This window comes from Chitinophaga sp. CC14 (assembly GCF_048957795.1).
Taxonomy (GTDB): domain Bacteria; phylum Bacteroidota; class Bacteroidia; order Chitinophagales; family Chitinophagaceae; genus Chitinophaga; species Chitinophaga ginsengisegetis.
Map to the genome: position 1 here is coordinate 430448 of NZ_JARBFY010000003.1, position 19568 is coordinate 450015.

11 protein-coding genes are annotated in these 19568 nt (G+C 47.1%); 3 read left to right on the forward strand and 8 right to left on the reverse strand.

The window, feature by feature from the left end; all coding sequences use genetic code 11:
- Nucleotides 1-54: 54 nt before the first annotated feature.
- On the forward strand, nt 55-807 hold the full coding sequence (locus PV783_RS11815) for a hypothetical protein (protein WP_420988117.1): 753 nt from the start codon (nt 55-57) through the stop codon (nt 805-807).
- Between the two features lie 41 nt (nt 808-848).
- Here the strand turns inward: PV783_RS11815 and PV783_RS11820 are convergent, their stop codons facing one another.
- The 5 genes from PV783_RS11820 to PV783_RS11840 are packed head-to-tail and all read right to left on the reverse strand — an operon-like array spanning nt 849 to nt 5933.
- A complete protein-coding gene (locus PV783_RS11820) occupies nt 849-2054 on the reverse strand; it encodes a hypothetical protein (RefSeq protein ID WP_420988118.1) in 1206 nt (401 codons plus the stop codon).
- A gap of 10 nt (nt 2055-2064) precedes the next feature.
- Nucleotides 2065-2961 carry a type 1 glutamine amidotransferase gene (locus PV783_RS11825; RefSeq protein ID WP_079468581.1) on the reverse strand — a complete coding sequence of 299 codons (897 nt, stop codon included), beginning with the start codon at nt 2959-2961 and terminating at the stop codon, nt 2065-2067.
- A 36-nt stretch (nt 2962-2997) separates the two neighbouring features.
- Nucleotides 2998-4098, reverse strand: coding sequence for a carboxylate-amine ligase (locus tag PV783_RS11830; RefSeq protein ID WP_079468580.1), 1101 nt, complete (start codon nt 4096-4098; stop codon nt 2998-3000).
- Between the two features lie 54 nt (nt 4099-4152).
- Nucleotides 4153-5220, reverse strand: a complete 1068-nt coding sequence (locus PV783_RS11835) for an ATP-grasp domain-containing protein (RefSeq protein WP_363434087.1) — start codon at nt 5218-5220, stop codon at nt 4153-4155.
- 5 nt (nt 5221-5225) lie between these two features.
- Nucleotides 5226-5933, reverse strand: coding sequence for an esterase family protein (locus PV783_RS11840; protein ID WP_079468579.1), 708 nt, complete (start codon nt 5931-5933; stop codon nt 5226-5228).
- Between the two features lie 57 nt (nt 5934-5990).
- On the opposite strand from PV783_RS11840, the gene PV783_RS11845 reads away from it, so the two are divergent.
- On the forward strand, nt 5991-6734 hold the full coding sequence (locus PV783_RS11845; RefSeq protein WP_363434091.1) for an alpha/beta hydrolase: 744 nt from the start codon (nt 5991-5993) through the stop codon (nt 6732-6734).
- Here PV783_RS11845 and PV783_RS11850 read toward each other — a convergent pair.
- Both PV783_RS11850 and PV783_RS11855 read right to left on the reverse strand, forming a co-directional pair.
- Nucleotides 6731-8833, reverse strand: a complete 2103-nt coding sequence (locus PV783_RS11850) for a TonB-dependent receptor (RefSeq protein ID WP_420988119.1) — start codon at nt 8831-8833, stop codon at nt 6731-6733. The genes PV783_RS11845 and PV783_RS11850 overlap by 4 nt on opposite strands.
- A gap of 289 nt (nt 8834-9122) precedes the next feature.
- Nucleotides 9123-12392, reverse strand: coding sequence for a TonB-dependent receptor (locus tag PV783_RS11855; protein WP_420988120.1), 3270 nt, complete (start codon nt 12390-12392; stop codon nt 9123-9125).
- Between the two features lie 398 nt (nt 12393-12790).
- Here PV783_RS11855 and PV783_RS11860 point away from each other — a divergent pair, with 398 nt between their 5' ends.
- The gene (locus PV783_RS11860) at nt 12791-13993 is read left to right on the forward strand and encodes a bifunctional 3,4-dihydroxy-2-butanone-4-phosphate synthase/GTP cyclohydrolase II (RefSeq protein ID WP_370912690.1); all 1203 of its coding nucleotides are present in this window, start codon (nt 12791-12793) and stop codon (nt 13991-13993) included.
- Nucleotides 13994-14105: 112 nt separating this feature from the next.
- Here PV783_RS11860 and PV783_RS11865 read toward each other — a convergent pair whose 3' ends face one another.
- Nucleotides 14106-18836, reverse strand: a complete 4731-nt coding sequence (locus tag PV783_RS11865; RefSeq protein ID WP_420988121.1) for a translocation/assembly module TamB domain-containing protein — start codon at nt 18834-18836, stop codon at nt 14106-14108.
- Between the last annotated feature and the right edge of the window lie 732 nt (nt 18837-19568).

The window sequence follows — 19568 nt, forward strand, 5'->3', positions numbered from 1 at the left end:
GCTGTGTCAGGTGCAGCACCGAAACAATATATCTTTGCCAATATTTTAGTGTATATGAAATTGAAACATTTAGCCTTGTGCCTGGGAATGGCAGCCTCCTTCGGCGCTACCGCCCAGATCAAATACAGGGATACCGAGAAGAAGCCGACTTTAGTTCCTTACGACAGCAGCATTGCCTTTCAGCATCTTACACCGGATATCGCCCAGCTAACACTGGTAGGACAGGAGATCACTTTCCTGAAACTGAACCCCAGACGCTCCGTGAGAAATAAAGAAGACACCCTGCTGGATAACCTTAAAATGAAAGCCGTAGTGGAAGTGCCGTATAAAAGTGTACTCAAAGGCGGACATTTTTATACGCCCTACAAGGCGATAGAGAATAAAACATTCATGATCGTTGACTACGACCGTAGAAACCTGGAAGGTACGTCCACGCTGATTTTTACGCTGCGGGATGAAGACCGGAAACTCCTGCTTTACCAGGTGCCTGAAGACAATCTTTCTAACACACCGGTTATTATTAACGGTAACTACGAATGGTTGAAGCGGCAGTATGTAGGAAGAAAATTACATCTCCGGAAGGAAAATAAAAAAACGGAAAATGTGCTGGACAACAACAAGGAAATTACGCTGACTAACGAAGACGTTTATTCCTGTACAGATATTGCCGTAATTTTTGCCGGTAAACAGAAATATGGTCAGCCTTTCCTGATCGTTAAAAACAACGAGAACCAGGAACTGGCTATCGGGGTGGGGAAAAAAAATGAGTACACCACCGGACCACTGATTGAAGAATTTGAGTTTTAGTGCTAACAGGAAAGCGGTTACAGTAGCCGCTTTCCTGTTATTTATTTTGGATCGCCGAATTCAAAAAAGCAACAGCTGCCACCTACCCAGGTATCTTTGCTGTTAAATCCTACACCTATCATTTTGCCTTTGCTGATCCGGGCCAGGTTGTGCACCAGCATTGGCCGCGCAGCACCATCCTGCCAGATATAGATCATGCGTATTTCGCAGATAGCCGGACCGGTAGGCGTTTCCACGGCAGGCGCATATTTCACTTTATGCTGTAATATCCAGTTCTCAGGATCTTTGATCCCATCAATATCTTCGGGAGTAACATCTATCAATACCCCTTGTCCGGCAAAGGAGAAAAGTGGTTTCAATACATAATTTTCAAGGTCGGCAGGTACCACCGGTAACTCATGCAGGAACCAGCTTTTGGGCACATATTCACTGTGAATAAACGGCATGATGTACTTACTGATGCGATAAAACCAGTTGGGGTGCGTGATCCACTCCACGTCCAGTTCCTGGAAAAGATTTACGTGTGTATCAAGATTTGCGGCCTGGCGTTGCAGGTCATCAAAAATGATCCGGTTATAAATACGGCGTACACGGGTTTTTACACCGTCTTTCAGGTAAAATAACTGTTTGCCTTCCTGTATCAGCGAGGTTAAGCAAATGGTGGGGATATCCAGATTTTTTTCGGTGCTGTAAAAATCAATCCGCGTTTTCTGTTCTTCCGGCTTTACTTCCAGCAGTATTACTTCTTCCGGCGCAAAGGGGCCAATGATCATTTCACGCAACAGCTGGTAATAGGCAGCTTCATCCAGTCCGTTGAAAAAATTACTGAGCGTATCCGGTATATTGAAATGCGTTTTAAAACGACGGGCCATTACTTCCTGGAAAGCCATCATGGTAGGGAATCCCTGCAATTCAATGAGCTGCGGCACCAATGAATCATCTGCGGCTTTGCAAACCGCAAAATCGATCACAATAAAATGCGGATGCTCATTTTCATGCGGCACTTTCAGGGCAGGCGGAATGGCATCGCGGGTAATAGTTTTAAAGTCGGGGCGAAGCAATACATCCACTATTTCCTCGCATGCCTGCACCAGTTTACTACTGAGGGCTGCCGGTACAAACACGGGTGTTTCGGCCACCCTGAAAGCAGGCGCCACGCCGGTATCAGCCGCAATACCTGTTAAAAAAGCCTGGTATTGCGCTGGTGTAAATTGTTGATTATATGCTTTTCTGACAGCAGGAATCATAAGTTTTTAATTAGAAGAACGAGTGCTCGTTATCATGATGCGCCGCAACCTGCACCAGCCTTTCAATGGCCGCCAGCCTGTCCGACAGCCGGCCATAAATAGCATAGTCGAGGAATGCAGTAATAAACCGGTCGTGTGTAAGCATAATCCTGCCGGGATCAGTAAGCTGGCGGATCATGCTGTTATATTTTTCCAGGCCGTGATGCTTTACTACCTGTTTTTTCTTTTCTTCCTGGAGGAGGTACATGTGCATACCGGCAGCATCGGCTTCCGGGTGGAACTGTGTACCAATAAAGTGTTCATTAAATCGGATGGCCATGGTGGCGCGTTCCAGCGGAACATGCGGCCGTTCTTTTTCCAGCGCAATAACGTATCCGCCCATTGCCTGGAGATTTTCATAATCCAGTTCAATCACCTGCCAGTCGCGGCTATCCACAATGTAAAAAGGATCGGGGAGTGCGCTGAATACCTTTTCCTGCATGCCTGCAGCGGTTTTATGCACGGGGAATACGCCAAATGCCGGTGATTTCCGCCTGCATACATTTCCCAGTTTATAATAGCGGCACATGAGCTGGTAGGAGTGGCAGATAAAAAAGACAGGCTTCTTCTTTTCGTTGGTACGGTTCCATTCCAGGAGGCTTTCTATCAGGGAAAAGTAAGCGGTTTCCCAGTCGCTGCCTTCACTGGCCACCGGGCTGCCGGGGCCGCCTGTGGAAATATATATGTCATAGGAAGTATCGGGAACCTGTATTTGCTGCCTTACTTCAAACTCATCAAACTGCAGGTCCAGGGCATGCATGCTGGCATATTTCGCCAATATTTCACGGATACAGCGCATCCCTTCATTGGGAACACCCTCATACATATCCAGCACAGCCACCTTCCAGCTATTTTTAATTGGATGCATGCCACAAAATTACGCGAAATTTATTTTACGGGGGTACTAACAGCCCAGCAGGAATTGTTCCTGGATAAAATCCGTTACCGCTACAAGGTCGTTGGTATCGGCATATACCTGCAATTGCTTATCTGCGCCGGTGCCGTTTTCCAGCAACCGGGTGGTAGCGGCTATAATATCGCGGCTGCCGAGGTCATCTACTACATCGTCAATAAAGTCGAGCAGTTCGGAGATAAGTGCCCGCGTATTTACTTCCATCTCCTTACCAAAATCAATCAGGTAGCCATCGATCCCATAACGGGAGGCTCTCCATTTATTTTCATTGATCAGGGCGCGGTTATAGATAATGAAATTGAGATTCTGCATCCGCAGCTTATAGATCTTTGCACATACTGCCTGGAAAAGGCCGGCTATCATGATGGTGTCGTCGAGGGTGAGCGGCACATCACAAACGCGGAATTCCACGGTGTTAAAGAAGGGATGCACCCTTAAATCCCACCATACTTTTTTAGCGTTATCGATACAATTGGTTTTTACCAGCAGTTTGATATAGTTGTCGTATTCTTCTATACTGGCAAAATAATCGGGAATACCGGTCCGGGGAAATTTATCAAAAACCTTTGTACGGAATGATTTGAAGCCGGTGTTGCGTCCTTCCCAGAAGGGGGAGTTGGTGCTCAGCGCAAAAATATGCGGGAGGAAATACCGGACGGAATTGGCGATGTGAATGGCCATCTCCCTGTTTTCCATGCCTACGTGTACGTGCAAACCAAAGATCAGGTTGGAGCGGGCGGCGTCCTGCATTTCATTCACTATTTCAAAATAGCGGGGATGATCTGTGATGAGTTGTTTTTCCCATTTACTGAAAGGGTGGGTACCGGAAGCGCCTATACTAAATCCCAGGTCGCCGGCTATTTGTGCAATGGTGCGGCGCAGGTAGGCTACATCTTTCCGCGCCTCGTGTATATCCGCACAGATCTGTGTTCCTACTTCCACTACAGCCTGGTGAAACTCCGCCTTTACCTGGTCGTTGATCACCTTATGCGCCTGTTCTACTATTTTTTGTTCATGTGATCTTAGTTCCCGGGTAACGGGGTCCATTACCATATACTCTTCCTCGATCCCCAGCGTGAACGCCTTAAACATGTTGTTAGCTTTTAGCTTTAATGCTATCTACAAATGTAGGGCAGTAAAACGGTTTCATTTTTCTTTTTGTTGTTTTTTGGCGGGGCTTTTTTTAGCGGCCGTCTTTTTCTCCTTTTCGGGAGTGGTTTTCTTTGCTTTGGGAGCGGCGGTTTTCTTTTTCTCAACAGCAGCTACAGCTTTTGCTTTTGCCCGGCCGGGATGTACAAATTTTCCCCAGGTGAGATTGTCTTTTCCCGGCTTTTGTGCGATAGCCCTTTCTATGGCGTACCGGGCGCTGGTTTCCACTACCCATTCAAAATGTTCGGCGCCAATGGAGTGAATATCGGCATCGGGTGCAGGGTTGCAGAAATCAATGGCGTAGGGCACATCGCTGCGCACGGCTATTTCCACGGTATTGAAATCGTATCCCAGGTGCTGGTGAAGGGTAAGCACCTGTTCTGTGATGCGGGCGGCTAGTTCGGCGCTGGGTTCATAATCGGCCTGGTAACGCTGATGTGGTGCGTGTTTGGGATTATATGGCATAATCCGCACGTCTTTACCGCCTATGCAAAAACAGCGGTAATATTGACTGAAGTCGATCTCTTCCTGTAGCATCATTACCAGCTGACCTGTTTCACTGTGTTTATGAAAGAAATCATCCTTATCCTCTACGCGGTATACATGTTTCCATCCGCCACCGGCGTAGGGTTTCATGTATGCCGGGAAGCTAACGTATTCAAAAATGCTGTTCCAGTCGAACGGATAAATCAGGTTGCGGAATGATTTATCGGTGGTATCGTCCGGCAGTTTATAGGAAGGCAACAGTACGGTGCGTGGCACATTTACGCCGATCTTTTCCGCGAGGGCGTTATTAAAAAACTTATCGTCGGCGCTCCACCAGAAAGGGTTATTGATTACCGCGGTGCCGGCAGCTGCGGCATTTTTCAGGTAAGACCGGTAGAAGGGTACATCCTGCGAAATACGGTCTACGATAACGGCATAGCCCGGATCGGCGCCCTGCATTACTTTGTCGATGGTCACAAATTCCGCAAAGATACCGGGAGGGTTAATGCGGTTTACACGGTCTACAAATGCCTGTGGAAAAGTGTTTTCCTGCCCGAAGAGAATCCCGATTTTTTTCATGGTGCTTACTTGATAAGTGAAACATAATGCGGCAGCATTTCCCGCCATACCGGCCAGTCGTGGATGGTTTGCGGGCGGATATCCAGCCAGTGGGCTATTTTTTTGCCGGTAAGTATACCGGACAACAGTTCGTTTTGTGGCCGGGTTACATCCCTGTCTGCCACGCCCAGTACAATACCCATGCGCCAGAGGTCTGCATGCTGGTTTTCCGGCACATAATCGGCCGGGTTATTATAGTATACGTTGTCGTCGTAGTATCCGTCCATGCGGAATTTAATATCGAAGATCCCGCTCAGGCTGAATAAATAAGAAACACGGTCCGGATGCCGGAAGGCGAAGTTGGCGGCGTGATAACCGCCGAAGCTGCAGCCCGCAGCCACTATCCGCTGATGCCCTGTTTCGGTAACAATGCGGGGCAATATTTCTTCCATGAGGAGCTTGTCGTAACAGGTATGATTATACGCTCTTTGTTCCGGGGGAATATTTTTATTATACCAGCTGAGTGCATCAATACTGTCGGGGCAATACACTTTAATTCTTCCTTCTTCAATAAACCAGCGGAGGGCTTCAATCAGGCCAAAGTCCTTGCTTTCATAGTAACGCCCCATAGAGGTAGGGAACAGGAGCAACGGGTACCCGCTATCGCCGTATACCAACATCTCAAATTCCTTTCCCAGGTTGGGAGAATGCCATTTTAAATAGTTTTCGGTCACGGGAAAGTGTTTAGTTAAATTTAAAAAAGATTATTGGTTTATTGGTAAATTGTTCCGGTGCAAATACGTCAACATTATATCAATTCTGCGCATCTGGCGCGCAGAGTGCAGCTGGATAGCTACTTCACCGGTACATCTCCCCATATACTTTTACTGGTAAATGATGGTCAGGAACTTTCCGGGTTATTACCGGCGCTGCCGGCCACTGTACTGGCAGTGGGCATTTATGCGGATGCCGACCGGAAAGCTGTTTATGGCACCGCCGGCGTACCGGATTATATGGGGCAGGGCCAGCTTGCCGAAAGTTATACCCGCTTCATTATTGCGGAGTTGCTGCCATTCCTGCAACAGCAGTATCCGGATATGCGTATCGTGCAGCGCGCCTTTGCAGGTTTTTCCCTGGGAGGCTTGTCGGCATTGGATATTGTGTGGCATCACCCGGATCTTTTCCAGTTGGCCGGTGTTTTTTCGGGGTCGTTATGGTGGCGTAGTAAAGCGCTGGGAGCGGAATACCGGGATGATACTCACCGGATTATGCACCAGCTGATCCGCGCAGGCAGCTATCATCCGGGGCAGCAGTTTTTCTTTGAATGTGGTACCGCCGATGAAACGGCCGACAGGAATAACAATGGGGTGATTGACAGTATCGATGATACCCGGGACCTGATAAAGGAGTTATTACAAAAGGGCTACAAACCGGACAAGGATATTTTTTACCTGGAGATTCCAGGTGGCCGGCATGATATGGCCACCTGGAAAACCGCTATGGATCTCTTCTTACAATTACCTTTCTTTTATTAATAATTAACGGCAATGCCTATATTAAAGGAGGCGCCTTTTCCTTTGGAATAAAACCCTGGCTGCATAAACCACTGGGCGCGTGCCGGGAAATAATCTTCGTTGAAGAGGTTATCAATACCCAGTGTGAGCAGGGTACGGGGCGCCACTTTGTAGCTGGCGTTGAAATTCACCAGGTTGTACGCAGATACTTTTCCTTCGTTACCATTGTAAACGCCTTTGGCATTTTTCTCAAAACGGTTCCGGCCATTTACGCCCATGTACTGCAGTCGTACTTCCAGCGCCGGCACCGGCCGGTAGCCGATGCTGCCGGTTACTTTTGGAGGAGCAATCCTTCTGCCGTTCAGGTATACATTATAGCTGCCGCCTGTTTTGGCGGTATCGGCTTTTCCTTCGAGGTAGCTGTAACTGGCGCTGATGTCGAGGTTATGCAGCACCTGGTATTGCAGCGACGCTTCAAAACCGTATACACGTTCAGGGGTTCTGCTTACATTGAACAGGTCGGTGTTAGGGTCAAAGATCATGTCTGCACCCAGTTTGGAGGTGCTGATAAATCCGCTTAACTCAAAGCGAAGCTTTTTATATTCGCTCACAAAACCCAGTTCATAGTTATTCACCAGTACTGCTTCTGTATTGATCTTTTTAATATCGTTTACTTTCGCATCGCGCAGCGCCAAGCCTATGTCAGACACGGAGAAGCCCTGTGAAAAACTAAAGTAGGGCATGAATACCGGCAGGCGGTTGTAACGGATACCGGCATTAAATAAAGTAGCTGTATAATCCAGGTCGCCGCCTTTTACTGCGATGCTCGGCGCGCTCGTAGTGCCGTTGGCGTTAGTAAGCTGGAGAGTGGTGTAATCATCCACACTTACCCTGACTCTTTCCACGCGCACACCGGCTTTCACGATCAGGTTTTGCCAGAGCGACCACTGTGTTTCCGCAAATGGTGCATAGTTCAGCATATTCATCTCCGGTACCCATATCCTGCCGTCTACCAGCGGCTGCGAAGTAACGTTGTTCAACAGGTCAGCGCCATAAGAGAGTGTACCATTAAAAGCAGTTTTGTTGGACAGGGGGGAGTTAAACATTAACCGCAATCCTTTTTTCTTATCGATGGTATGCGACTGTCCATCGCCGCCTTCAAAGCGGCCGAACGACACATAAAAGATATCATCCCTTGATTCGTAGTATGCATCTGCCGTGAGAGAGGTACCGCCAATCAGGCTGTCGGCCTGGTAGAGGAGATGCAGGGTTTGATTTCCTCTCGGCCCGGTGGCCACGCCGGCGGGCGTACCCAATACACCGGAGGCGGGGATGCCTTTGGCGATATCTCCGTTCACCAGGTTGTAGTGGGAGTTCTGCTGGCTGCGGTAGTAGTTGTACATCAGCTGTATACGCTGACGGCTGTTTACCTGGTAGCCAACTTTTGCAAAGGCGTTGTAGCTGTCTGTTTCACCCAGGCTGTAGTTGGGGCCTACCAGCTTGCCTTTTGCGTCTTTAAATTCGCCGGTTTGTTCTGCCACACCGCTCACGATGTAATCGAACTTCTTGTATTTTCCCTGTAATACCTGGTTCAAACGGCCGCCCACACTGTTTTTGATACTGGTGAGTGAGCCGGTGGCATTGATCATCGTTTTACCGGATAATATTTTATCTTCTTTGGGCGTAACCGTGATGTAGTTGATCAGCCCGCCGGTAGCGCCGTTGCCATAGATGGCAGTAGCGCCTTTCAGCACATCCACCCTTTCCAGAACGGATGGGTCAATGGAACGCATATCCACTTCCCCGTTGCGGAGCGGGGTGGATTGCGGAACGCCGTCGATCATGATGAGTACGGAGCGGCCACGGAGGGATTGTCCTACGTTGCTGTTGGTTTGTGTACCGGGCGCCAGGCCGGGTACTTCCCGTGCGAGGATATCCGTTACATCTGTATTTACAGTCATGTCATTTTCCAGCGTCTTCCGGGTGATAACGGTTACGGAAGAAGGAACGTTATCCAGTGTTACCGGCTTGCGGCTGGCAGATACTACAATTTCTCCCAGTGCTCTTGGTTCACCCAGTGTATCTTTTTTATGGTTGGTGGTATTTTTCTGTTGTGCCATCAGAGGAGCGGTTATTCCGCAGCCGGAGAGTAGCAGGACGCATATTTTTTTGTGTAACATGTGGTGTATAGCAGTGTTTGCCTTTTTATTTGCGTATTGGCCGAATTATTTACGGGGGCGAAATTAGGTAAAAGGATGGCCATTGATTTACGCAATCGGGAAAAATTTGGGGGAGGGAAGGGGTTTTAAATTTCCTTCCGGGAGAAGTAGATCATCTGAGGTTGCCAGCTAAACAGAAGAGGGCTGACCATCCGGCCAGCCCTCTTCTTATAAATTAAATCCTGCTTTCTTAGAAGCTGTAACGAAGACCAAGTTGTCCTCTCCAGCGTGCAGTGAAGTTGTTGATATAGTATGGTTTTTCATCGCCAAAACCATTGATTTCCCTTCTTCTGTCATATTGGAAAACTGCGTTGCCTGTAGCATCCAGTTTTCTGAATGTGAGCGGAGTAGAAGCGTTGTTGGCAATAAAGTAAGTTCTGCCCCAATCCTGGTTCAGCAGGTTACCTACGTTGAGGATATCGAAAGTGATTTCCACTTTATGACCTTTGTAAATAGGCAGTACCTGCGCTATTTTAAAGTCAAAGATATTTTCGAACGGAGTGCGGCTTGCATTTTTCTTTGCATTTTCACCACGGTGCTTATTCAGGTAGCTGTCGTTGCTGATCAGGCGTTCCAGGTCAGCTCTCTGCTCATCCGGTGTGCGGGTGTAGATCACATTACCTTTAGAATCTTTCTGAGAGATCAGGTCGAAGGCCATAGTGGCTACTTCTGTTGCCTTTGGAATGTAAATCAGGTCGTTGTTACCGCCGGAGTTCAGGTCGTCGCCGGTAGGATCAACAGTGTTGAAATATACCCATGAGTAAGGAATACCGGATTGACCATTATAGAACAGGGTTACAGTAGTACGGAATTTATCTTCTTTACCATATTTAAAGGTTTTGGAAGCTACTGCCAGTACACGGCTGCCCATGCTGTAGTTGGAACGGGCCATTTCCAGGTTATTCAAACCATTGATGTTTGGTCCAAAACGCCAGTTGGAACCGGCAGTAGAAGAGGTACCATCATTTACAGAGTAAGAATCACCGTAAGAATAGCCAACTTTCAGGAACAAACCGTTACTTGTTTGTTTGGTCAGTTCACCGGAGATGTTATAAGTATAACCTTCGCTGGTGTTTTTCAGCAGGAGGATCTGGTTACCCCAGTCTTTGTCTTTCTTTTTCCAGGTTGGTCTTTTAACACCACCGCCTAAAGAAACGCTGTCGCCGGTAGGAATAACGTTCAGGTTTTCCCAGATCGCGTTGTTGAGTGTTTTGGTGAAGTTACCTTCAATAGTAGCGCTCATTCCCCACGGAAGTCTTCTTTCTACAGCCAGGTTGGTTTTAAACATCTGGGGGAATTTGAAATCCTTGTCAGACAGGTTAATGTTGGAAGGGCTGCTTCCTACGTTAGCACCCATTGCAGAGAGATTAGCTGCAGAATACTGTCCGTAAAAAGGACTGTTGCCATCGTAGTTGAAGCGGAATTCATTTGGTAAAGCTGAGCCGCTCAAGCTTACGTTGGTATATACGTTACCGGTATTTCCATACTGGTTGGAGATCCATACAAACGGTACACGGCCTGTGAAAATACCAACACCACCGCGGATGGTAGTTAATCCATCGTTGGTTACATCCCAGTTAAAACCAATGCGCGGAGCAATCAGTGGTCTTGATTTTGGAATGGTGGTAGTGGAATATCCAGCAAAGCTTGGGGATTTAGAGAATGCTACGTTATCCGGAGGGGTGGTTGGGAAGATAGGAATGTCTATTCTTACGCCATAAGTCAGGGTGAAGTTTTTCCTGATATTCCACTCGTCCTGTGCATAAATACCGATCTGTGCTGCTTTGAAGCCAATACCATCCCGGAGGGTAGAATCTGCGGTGTTATAGTTGATCTGGTATTGTCTTGGTTTCAGGTTATTGATAAATCCGCTGATGGAATCATAAGTGTAAGAACCGAAAGCACCCTGGATAAAGGTATTTTTGATCTTATAGATTTCAGCATTGGCACCTACTGTAATGGTATGTTTACCTTTATACATGGTCAGGTTGTCTGTGATGGTCCAGATACTCTGATCCAGTGCATTGGCAGTAGAAGAAAACTCGCTGCCCAGGTTGATGGTACGACCGTTATCATTAATGGTAACAGTAGGGAAAGGTTGACCCAGGGAAGTTCTTCTGTCTTTTACATTATTATAACCAATCCTCAGTTCATTACTCAGCCTGTTAGAGAAGTTGGAGTTCAACTCGATAACGCTGGAGTTACTTTTTGAAGGAAATTTATAATAGTTATTTGCAAAAGCTGCAGTACTGTTAGTCCGGCTGTAGATCAGGTCACTTGCATTCAGGTAGTTATGACGTACGGTCAGTTTATGTACCGCGTTGATGTTCCAGTCGATACGTCCAAAGAGGGTAGTAGCTGGTTTGTCACGTTCCTGGTCTGTATAACTTCCCAGATCTACTTTATATTTATTCTGAACAAAGTCGTAGATACTTTTCAGTTCATCGGTAGTTACGTTGGACGATCCGGTTGCAGGGTTATAATCTATCGGGTTATTCCTGACAGATCTTTCTGCATTCACGAAGAAGAACAATTTGTTTTTGATAATTGGTCCGCCCAGTGATGCACCGAATATTTTATTGGTGAAATTGCCGTAGTCAGCACGGGTAGAATCCGGGGCTTTACCTACGAGGGATTGTCCCTGGTAGTAGAAGTACGCCGAACCGTGAAAATCATTTGTTCCGCTTTTGGTAATGGCATTGATACCACCACCTGTAAAACCGCTCTGTTTAACGTCGTAAGGATTCAGTACAATTTGTAGCTGATCAATAGTTTCTATGGAGATAGGGTTGGCACCTGCCTGGCCACCGTTGGTACCGGAAGCAGATAAGCCGAATACGTCGTTAGTTACAGCGCCGTCAACCGCAAATTGGTTGTACTTGTTACTCTGGCCGCCAAAAGAGATACCCATAGGTGAACCGTCCTTACCATTGGTAGAAACAGATGCCTGCGGGCTCAGTTTTACGAAATCCTGTACACTTCTGTTTACAGTAGGAATATTGTCCATCTGTGTACGGGAAATGTTCAGTGCGGTACCGCCGTTTCCTTTGGCGATAGCCCTGCTGGCGGTAATGCTCACTTCTTTCAGGCTGGTAGAGCCTTCAGAGAGCGTTACATTTAATTTCAGCGGTTCTCCCAGTTTGAGGAAAATGTCGTTGTAAGTTTCAGTTCCATAGCTGATAAATGAAACTTCCACCTTGTAAGGTCCGCCAACACGAACGTTAGGGATGGTAAATTCACCACTGCCGCGGGTAGTGGTGCCATAAATTGTTCCAGTAGGTGTGTGGGTGGCTTTTACAGTGGCCCCGATCAGGCCCTGGCCTTTAGAATCGGTTACAACACCGGTTATGCTGCTGGTAGTTACCTGCGCATAGGTTACAAACACGGTGAGCAACAATGAGAATGTAAAGAGTAGTTTTTTAAACCCCATAAAGCAAAGAAGTTGTTGTTTCAGACGCAAAGTTGAACAATTTTCCCGTGAAAATTTTAACGCGGAATTAACAAATTGTTAAGTACACTGTGGATATCTCAAGTGGCATATCAAAATTTGAATGGCATCTAGCCATATCCTTCTTAATAAATAGTTTTTTCAAGAATTTCCCCGAAAATTACGATTTCTCAAATATGAGATATTAATAATGAGAAAAATCTGCTACCACAGTGAACCTTATCGGGTTTCAGGTGTATAAATCCCCTATTAAATTGGCAATCATTGTTATATGTTAAAATTACGCTGTATAATTAACATCTTCCCAATGGTTTTCATATAGAACAGCACTTACTTCCACCGGCAACTTTTCACATGTATATGTTGTAACTTTGCGCAATTCAACATTACTGACCCGGAGGGAATAATATATGTTAGATACAATAGAAGCAGCAATAGAAGATATAAAAAACGGTAAACTGGTGATCGTGGTAGATGACGAGGACCGTGAAAATGAAGGTGATTTTATCACGGCAGCACGCAACGTAACACCTGAAATCATCAACTTTATGAGTACCCACGGCCGTGGGCTCATCTGCGCACCGCTGGTAGAAGAGCGCTGCGAAGAACTGGGACTGGACCTCATGGTCCGCGATAATACCGCCCTGCACCAAACCCCTTTCACCGTTTCGGTAGACTTGCTCGGACACGGTTGCACTACCGGCATCTCCGCACACGACAGGGCTAAAACAGTACAGGCGCTGATTGATCCCACCACCAAACCGGAACATTTGGGTAAACCAGGCCATATCTTTCCGCTGAAAGCCAAAAGCGGCGGCGTTTTACGCCGTTCCGGCCACACGGAAGCCACCATCGACCTGGCCCGCCTCGCAGGGTTTGAGCCTGCCGGCGTATTGGTGGAAATTATGAATGAAGACGGATCTATGGCCCGCCTGCCGGAACTCCGCGAAATAGCCACCAAATTCAACCTGAAACTCATTTCCATAAAAGACCTGATCGCCTACCTCCTCAGCACGGAAACGCTGATTGAAGAAGGCGTGAAAGTACAGATGCCCACCAAATACGGCAACTTTGAACTCATCGCCTTTAAACAAATCAACTCCGGTGAAATTCACATGGCATTGAAAAAAGGCGACTGGAAAAAAGATGAACCGGTACTGGTAAGGGTCCACTCGTCCTGCGTAACAGGGGATATCCTCCATTCACTACGTTGCGACTGTGGCGAACAACTGCACGCCGCCATGCAAATGGTGGAAAAAGAAGGGAAAGGCCTTATATTATATATGAACCAGGAAGGAAGAGGTATCGGTCTTATGAACAAACTGAAAGCCTACAAGCTGCAGGAAGAAGGCATGGACACTGTAGAAGCCAACCTGGAACTGGGCTTTAAAATGGATGAACGCGACTATGGCGTAGGCGCACAGATCCTCCGCCACCTCGGTATCTGCAAACTCCGCCTCATCACCAACAACCCCCGCAAACGCGCCGGTTTAAGTGGTTATGGCCTGGAAGTTGTTGAAAATGTGCCCATAGAAATTCATCCCAACCCGCACAACGAGAATTATCTTAAAACCAAACGCGACAAATTGGGACATGATATCCTCAGAGGATAAAGTGACAGTCATCATTGAGAACGCGTATAGTAAGGAATGAACCCATTCCTGCAAAGTAAACCACACCGGGGAGTAACACTGTTTAACAGCAGTTGTTGCTCCCTTTGTTGTTTTATTCAATGTTGGTAGTATCTGCTTTAATGCGGGAAGAATCATCCTGCTCCTGCTTCAGCATCGCTGCACGGCGGAGGGAATCCAGTAATGGTGTACGTCTGCGCCGCCTGTCGTTAAACAGCTCGCTGAAACGGTTGTATTCCCTGATATAGGAAATGCCCACGCCGGATTTTGTGCGGTTGTTGAGGTTATACACATCGTAATCCGTTTTACTGAAGGCATTGATACGGAAACGGCCATCCGGAGTAAGCAGGTATTCAATGCGGAAGTCGCCCGCAAAACGGTTGGTATTGGCGGAAGTAGCCGTTTTACCCCAGTCGTAATCACCACCGGCATATAAACGGAAACGGTTATTAAACAAATTGCTTGTAATACCGGCACTCACCTGGTTACGGTCTACCGAGGAGTTATCCTGCGGTCCGCCCACATTGTACGCGCGATAGTTCACATTCACCCCGATTCCACTTCCTTTCAGCAACGCCCCGGTGATGTTATTGAGAATGGCCTGCGCCTGGGCAGATAAGGCTTGTCCCACACTGTTTTTACCGGTAATACCCACATTGGCAGCAGCGGTAGTAGTGGCATCATCCGGCAGGAACTGGTTGGAAAACAGCAACCCCCACACCTGGAACAACGCCTTGTTCTGGTCGTTGTTGATCTCTTTCAGATGGGCAGCTACACCACTTTCATAAGCCAGGCTGCCCACTTCAGGCAACTCAATGGAGTAAGTAATATCCGGTTTCAGCAGGGCGCCACGCAGGTTGATCAGCACATCCACTTTTTCGGTGCGCGTAGCCAGCTTATCGGTGCTCACATTGGTACCCTGGCCTACCAGGTTATACAGGCTTACCTTTGGCAGGGAGTACTTCGCCATAATGTTTACCCGCGCTTCCGACGGATCACCGTTCCAGGTAATGGTACTGTTCTTTTCTATGTCGAACTTCCAGCTGGTGAGCCGCTGGAAATTGAAGTTATAGGAACCGTTATTAATCTCGTAGTTACCAAACATGGTGAAATCGCCTTCTGTATTCACCGTGATCTGCAGGTTACCGGTACCGTTGGCGGAAATAATATCGCCGGTGGTGGCGTCCAGGATCACATCGATCTGCGCATCAGGATTGGCGGCGATATCCAGCTTCACGGTGAGTTTGGTATTGTCTTTTTTCTTCTTCTTTTCAACAATCTCGGTACCGTAGCTTTTGAACGTAATGTAATCGTACTTCCCGATATCCTTGCTGTCGGACATAGGGAGATAGAAGTGGGTGCCTTTAATCGGACGGGCCAGGATGTGCATCTGCATATCGTTCAGCGGACCGGAGAAGTATACTTTACCATCGGCCAGCACATCTCCGTAAAACAGGTCGTTATCGGTGGCGCTGGTATTCAGGAACAGGAACCCGCGGCCGGTAACATCAAAGTCGAAGTTGAGCTTGTCGAAATGATCATGACTGATATACCCGCTGGCAGTGCCTTTGGTATTGTATTTATCTACCAGCGTAAAGTTGCCGAATTCAATCAGGTTGTCATCTATGTTCACATTCAGTTTCGGAATGCGGTAGTGGGTGCCCAGGTAATCCACCGTAACCCCTACAGTATCGAGGGTGAGCGCGCCTTTAACGGAAGGCACCCGCGTGGTGCCGCTTACATTTAAGGTGCCGGTTACTGCGCCGGTGAGATTGGATACATAGCCCGCGAGGTATTTATTCAACAGGCTCACAGAGGTGCCATTGAGCTTCACGCTGGCATCAATCCCGTTGTTGGCCGCGGTTAATCCCACTTTGCCCTGCGCCAGGAAAGCCTTTCCTTCGTTATCAGATTGTATGTTAAAGGTGGCGTCGCCGGTAAGATGATGATAGGTGCCATCTATATTTAAAATGCCGATGGAGTCGTTATCGATACGCAGCTCCCGTGTTCTCAGCGCGGTATTGATGTCGAGGTTTGCGGTAGGATCTGCAATATTAATGGTGCCATCCGTAATACCCTCCACCCGTGTGGAAATCAGCTGGGAGGGAATTACATCTGCCAGGTTCAGGTTTTTAAGTGTAACGATGAATTTTGATTCATCGGGATTATACTCATTGGTTTCTACGGTAATGCTCTGGTCATTGCGGGTAACCCGGAGATTTTTTACCGTGAGAAAATGTTTGCTCCAGTATATTTCGTTGCCGGGGGTAACATTCCATTGCCGTTCATTTACGGTGAAGGCACTGTTGAGGAAATTGATCTTCAGCCCGTCCGCTACCGTGATGATCCGCGCATAGAAGCCATCCAGGGAAGAAGTGTCTTCCGCGGCCAGGTCCACTTTTACAAAAGAGGTGTCATGCCCTGAACTGGCCAGTATCACCGGGTTTTCGAGGATCACATTTTTACCGGATAATACTTTGCCAATGCTTGCACTGATGTTCACCTTATTAAAGTTGCCATCTCCCTTAACCTGTAACTCCTGTACATGATATCCCAGGTAGCCGGCTTCCGGTACCTGGATGTTCAACGCCAGGTTGCCGCCATTCATGGTATTGAGGGCGCCGGTTACGGTAGCATGGTCAAACCCGGAAAACTGTTTGGTAAAGCCACTCAGCAGTTTATCCACTTCACCGAGATTAATAGCATAGGTGAAGTTTTGATTGATGACAGCATTTTGCGGCGCACTGAAATAGCTGGGGTAATATTTATACAGCAGCAGGTGAAAAGCATCCGGCAGCTGGAGGAAACTGTATTGTCCTTTTACAAAACCGTCGATTTCACTGCCGGTAAATTCGAGCAGCTTCTGGTTGTCCACCATGTGCGACGATATATACAGGGAATCAAATTCCAGGCGGCGGTTGTCCTTAAATGCAGATACATCATACATCCGCGCGGTACCGTCGAAGTTATCGATGTTGCTGCCCACAAAGTTCAGCTCCAGTTTGGCCTGCAGCGTTACGGAATCTTCCGTGATATGCAGGGCCTTCAGATCTCCCTTACGGATTTCTGAATTAAACTTAAATTCCGGCAGGGCGGCATTAAAATCAATGGTCCCGGCAAAGTCCATATCCAGGTTGGGATCATTGGCGGTGAGCGAGCCATTAAAGAATTTGCGGCTCATTTCCCCCTTTGTTTTGATGTTGCGGTAATCGTATCCAAACAGGGATATTTCCTGCACATCGGCATCTACGGTAGCTTTCAGCGTTTTAAAGTTAAAGCCGGCGCCGTCTACTTTGGCATCTAGCGAAATGGTAGACAGGTTGGCATTATTAAAAAGGCTGCCAATATCAAAGTTGGTGGCTTTTAAACTCCCGGAGTAAACGGGGATATCGCGGCTGGTTTTAAAGTTAAGATCGGAGTTCAGCTTACCAAGATTGGTCTGGAACTGGCCATAGGCCACAAAGTCGTTGATGAACCCGGTATAGCTTCCCTGGAAGCGGATGGAAGAAAGGCGGTCGATACGCACCGTGCTCACAATATCTTTTACAATGGGCATGATCTGCATCACGTCATTGCCCGTAGTAACCAGTTCTTCTGTATGAAAATCGATAAATGTTTCATAGATATCCGGCAGTCCGCGCATTTCCAGGCTCCCTTTAAGACGGGTGGTGGTGCCGGCGGTAAGATCTATTTCAGAGGCTTTCAGGTTGCTGACAGGGCCCCTGGCTTTACCGCTCAGCGTAATTTCTTTTTTCCAGGTGGAAAGGGGCGGTGCAAAAAAGGCAATATCGTCTGAAGATAGTTTACAGTTTTTGAACCTGGCCTGCATAAACACATCATTGATATAATCGCTCATATCGCTGATGTCGCTGTATTGCATGGTGTAGTAGTCGCCGATATGACTGCGGTTGGTTTCAAGATCGAGCTGTGAAAACTCCATCTCCACGGGCGACATTTTAAACCGGCTGGTTAATTTTTTCACTTCAAAGCCGCTCCGCTCTTTGGTGCGCAGGGTCAGATCCCCGATCACACTGTCTTTTACCAGGCTGGTATTGGTGAGGGAGAGATTGATTTCATTGAAGCGGATATGATTCGGCGCAAAATAGCCGGGTTCTATTTTCGTGCTGTCGTCGGGGTTATCCACACCGAAGATGCCGTTTTTAATATTGAGTTCTTTCACCACCAGCTTCCAGTTATCATTGTTCCAACGCAGCTGCTGCAGTTGCCCGGTGTCTGGTACGGGGTGGTCCGGACTGGGTTTCCGGCGGCGCCGCAGGGGAGAGGCCGCGTAGCTGCTGATAATGAAATTGGGATCGGTGAGGGTGAGTTCCTGTATATCGATGTTATGTTTCTGGAGATCCAGGTTTTTGGCATCGAGATAAATACGTTTGGCGGATGCCCGCATATCTTCACCTACCCAGGCATCCACCTGGTTGAGCCGGATGTTTTTAAGATCAATCTTTTTCAGGTCCAGGGAAATACCGCCGGAAGGCTGGGTGCTGGTATCCGGTTTGGAAGAGCTAAATGCTTCTTCGAGAAAATGGTAGTTCCACACGGAATCTTTGCGGGTACGCAGCAGGTTTACCTGTGCATTTTCCAGCCCGATGAATTTGATAATGGGCTTGTCCTGGAAAAAGAACCAGTCGGTAATGCGCACCTGTAGCTTGCCTGCGTACAGCAGCGTGTCTTTGTGCTGGTCTTCAATAAGCGCGCCTTCCAGCTGCATACTGTTGAACAGCCGGAAGCTCACGTGGTCTATTTCCACGCGGGTTTTAAGCTGCTGCGACAAGCGGCTGGTCACTTCATGCACAAGGAAGTTCTGCACCACGGGGATGTTTACCAGTATTCCGATCAGAATGACAAGGCCTAACAAACACAGTAACACGACAGATAATATTTTCCGTACTTTTTTCAGGCGGCAAAGTTTATCCGGCAAAAATAATTAATAGTTGGCAGTCAATGCCATTTAGCAGATAAATAAGATGGATTTCCGGTTTAACCGGCAAAGTATGCTGACCAGTGATTTCGTATATAGGTGCCAGTGAGTGTGTACCGGTCCCTTGTACACCCGGAAAAAACGGCCCGTTGAGTTTATCATGAAATTGTCGGACCTTCTTTTTTATTGTGGTATTATATTCTTATTTGATAATAGTATTTTATCTTATAAAGATGAAGGAATAAATGCACCCATCTTCTTTAAATCTAATTATCAATACTTTATAGAGATATATAGCTATTTCTCACCGTATGAAAATATCCGTCATAATAGTGTCACTAATTCTTTCCGGCCTATTAGGAAAACTTTAACATTTCTAAATTTCCTTCCAGAACAATGAAAGTACGAGTGAGCAATTAATGAACAATGTAGCATTTCAGTGAACAAACAAGTGAACAAACATTTAAGTAACCAGATTTATTCAGCCAAATTATAGTATACCAGCAACAATTGTAATTCACCCGTTCCAATAACAGTAACAACGATTATTTCACCAGTGAACAAAATTCCGTAAACATTCAGTCAACCAGTCTGATAATTCCAGAATAATTCAATAAACCA

Bases quoted from the DNA above. Each gene is read 5' to 3' on its own strand.
- PV783_RS11835 (WP_363434087.1), bottom strand. From the start codon at position 5,220: ATGAAAAAAATCGGGATTCTCTTCGGGCAGGAAAACACTTTTCCACAG.
- PV783_RS11815 (WP_420988117.1), top strand. From the start codon at position 55: ATGAAATTGAAACATTTAGCCTTGTGCCTGGGAATGGCAGCCTCCTTC.
- PV783_RS11850 (WP_420988119.1), bottom strand. From the start codon at position 8,833: ATGGCACAACAGAAAAATACCACCAACCATAAAAAAGATACACTGGGT.
- PV783_RS11830 (WP_079468580.1), bottom strand. From the start codon at position 4,098: ATGTTTAAGGCGTTCACGCTGGGGATCGAGGAAGAGTATATGGTAATG.
- PV783_RS11820 (WP_420988118.1), bottom strand. From the start codon at position 2,054: ATGATTCCTGCTGTCAGAAAAGCATATAATCAACAATTTACACCAGCG.
- PV783_RS11860 (WP_370912690.1), top strand. From the start codon at position 12,791: ATGTTAGATACAATAGAAGCAGCAATAGAAGATATAAAAAACGGTAAA.
- PV783_RS11825 (WP_079468581.1), bottom strand. From the start codon at position 2,961: ATGCATCCAATTAAAAATAGCTGGAAGGTGGCTGTGCTGGATATGTAT.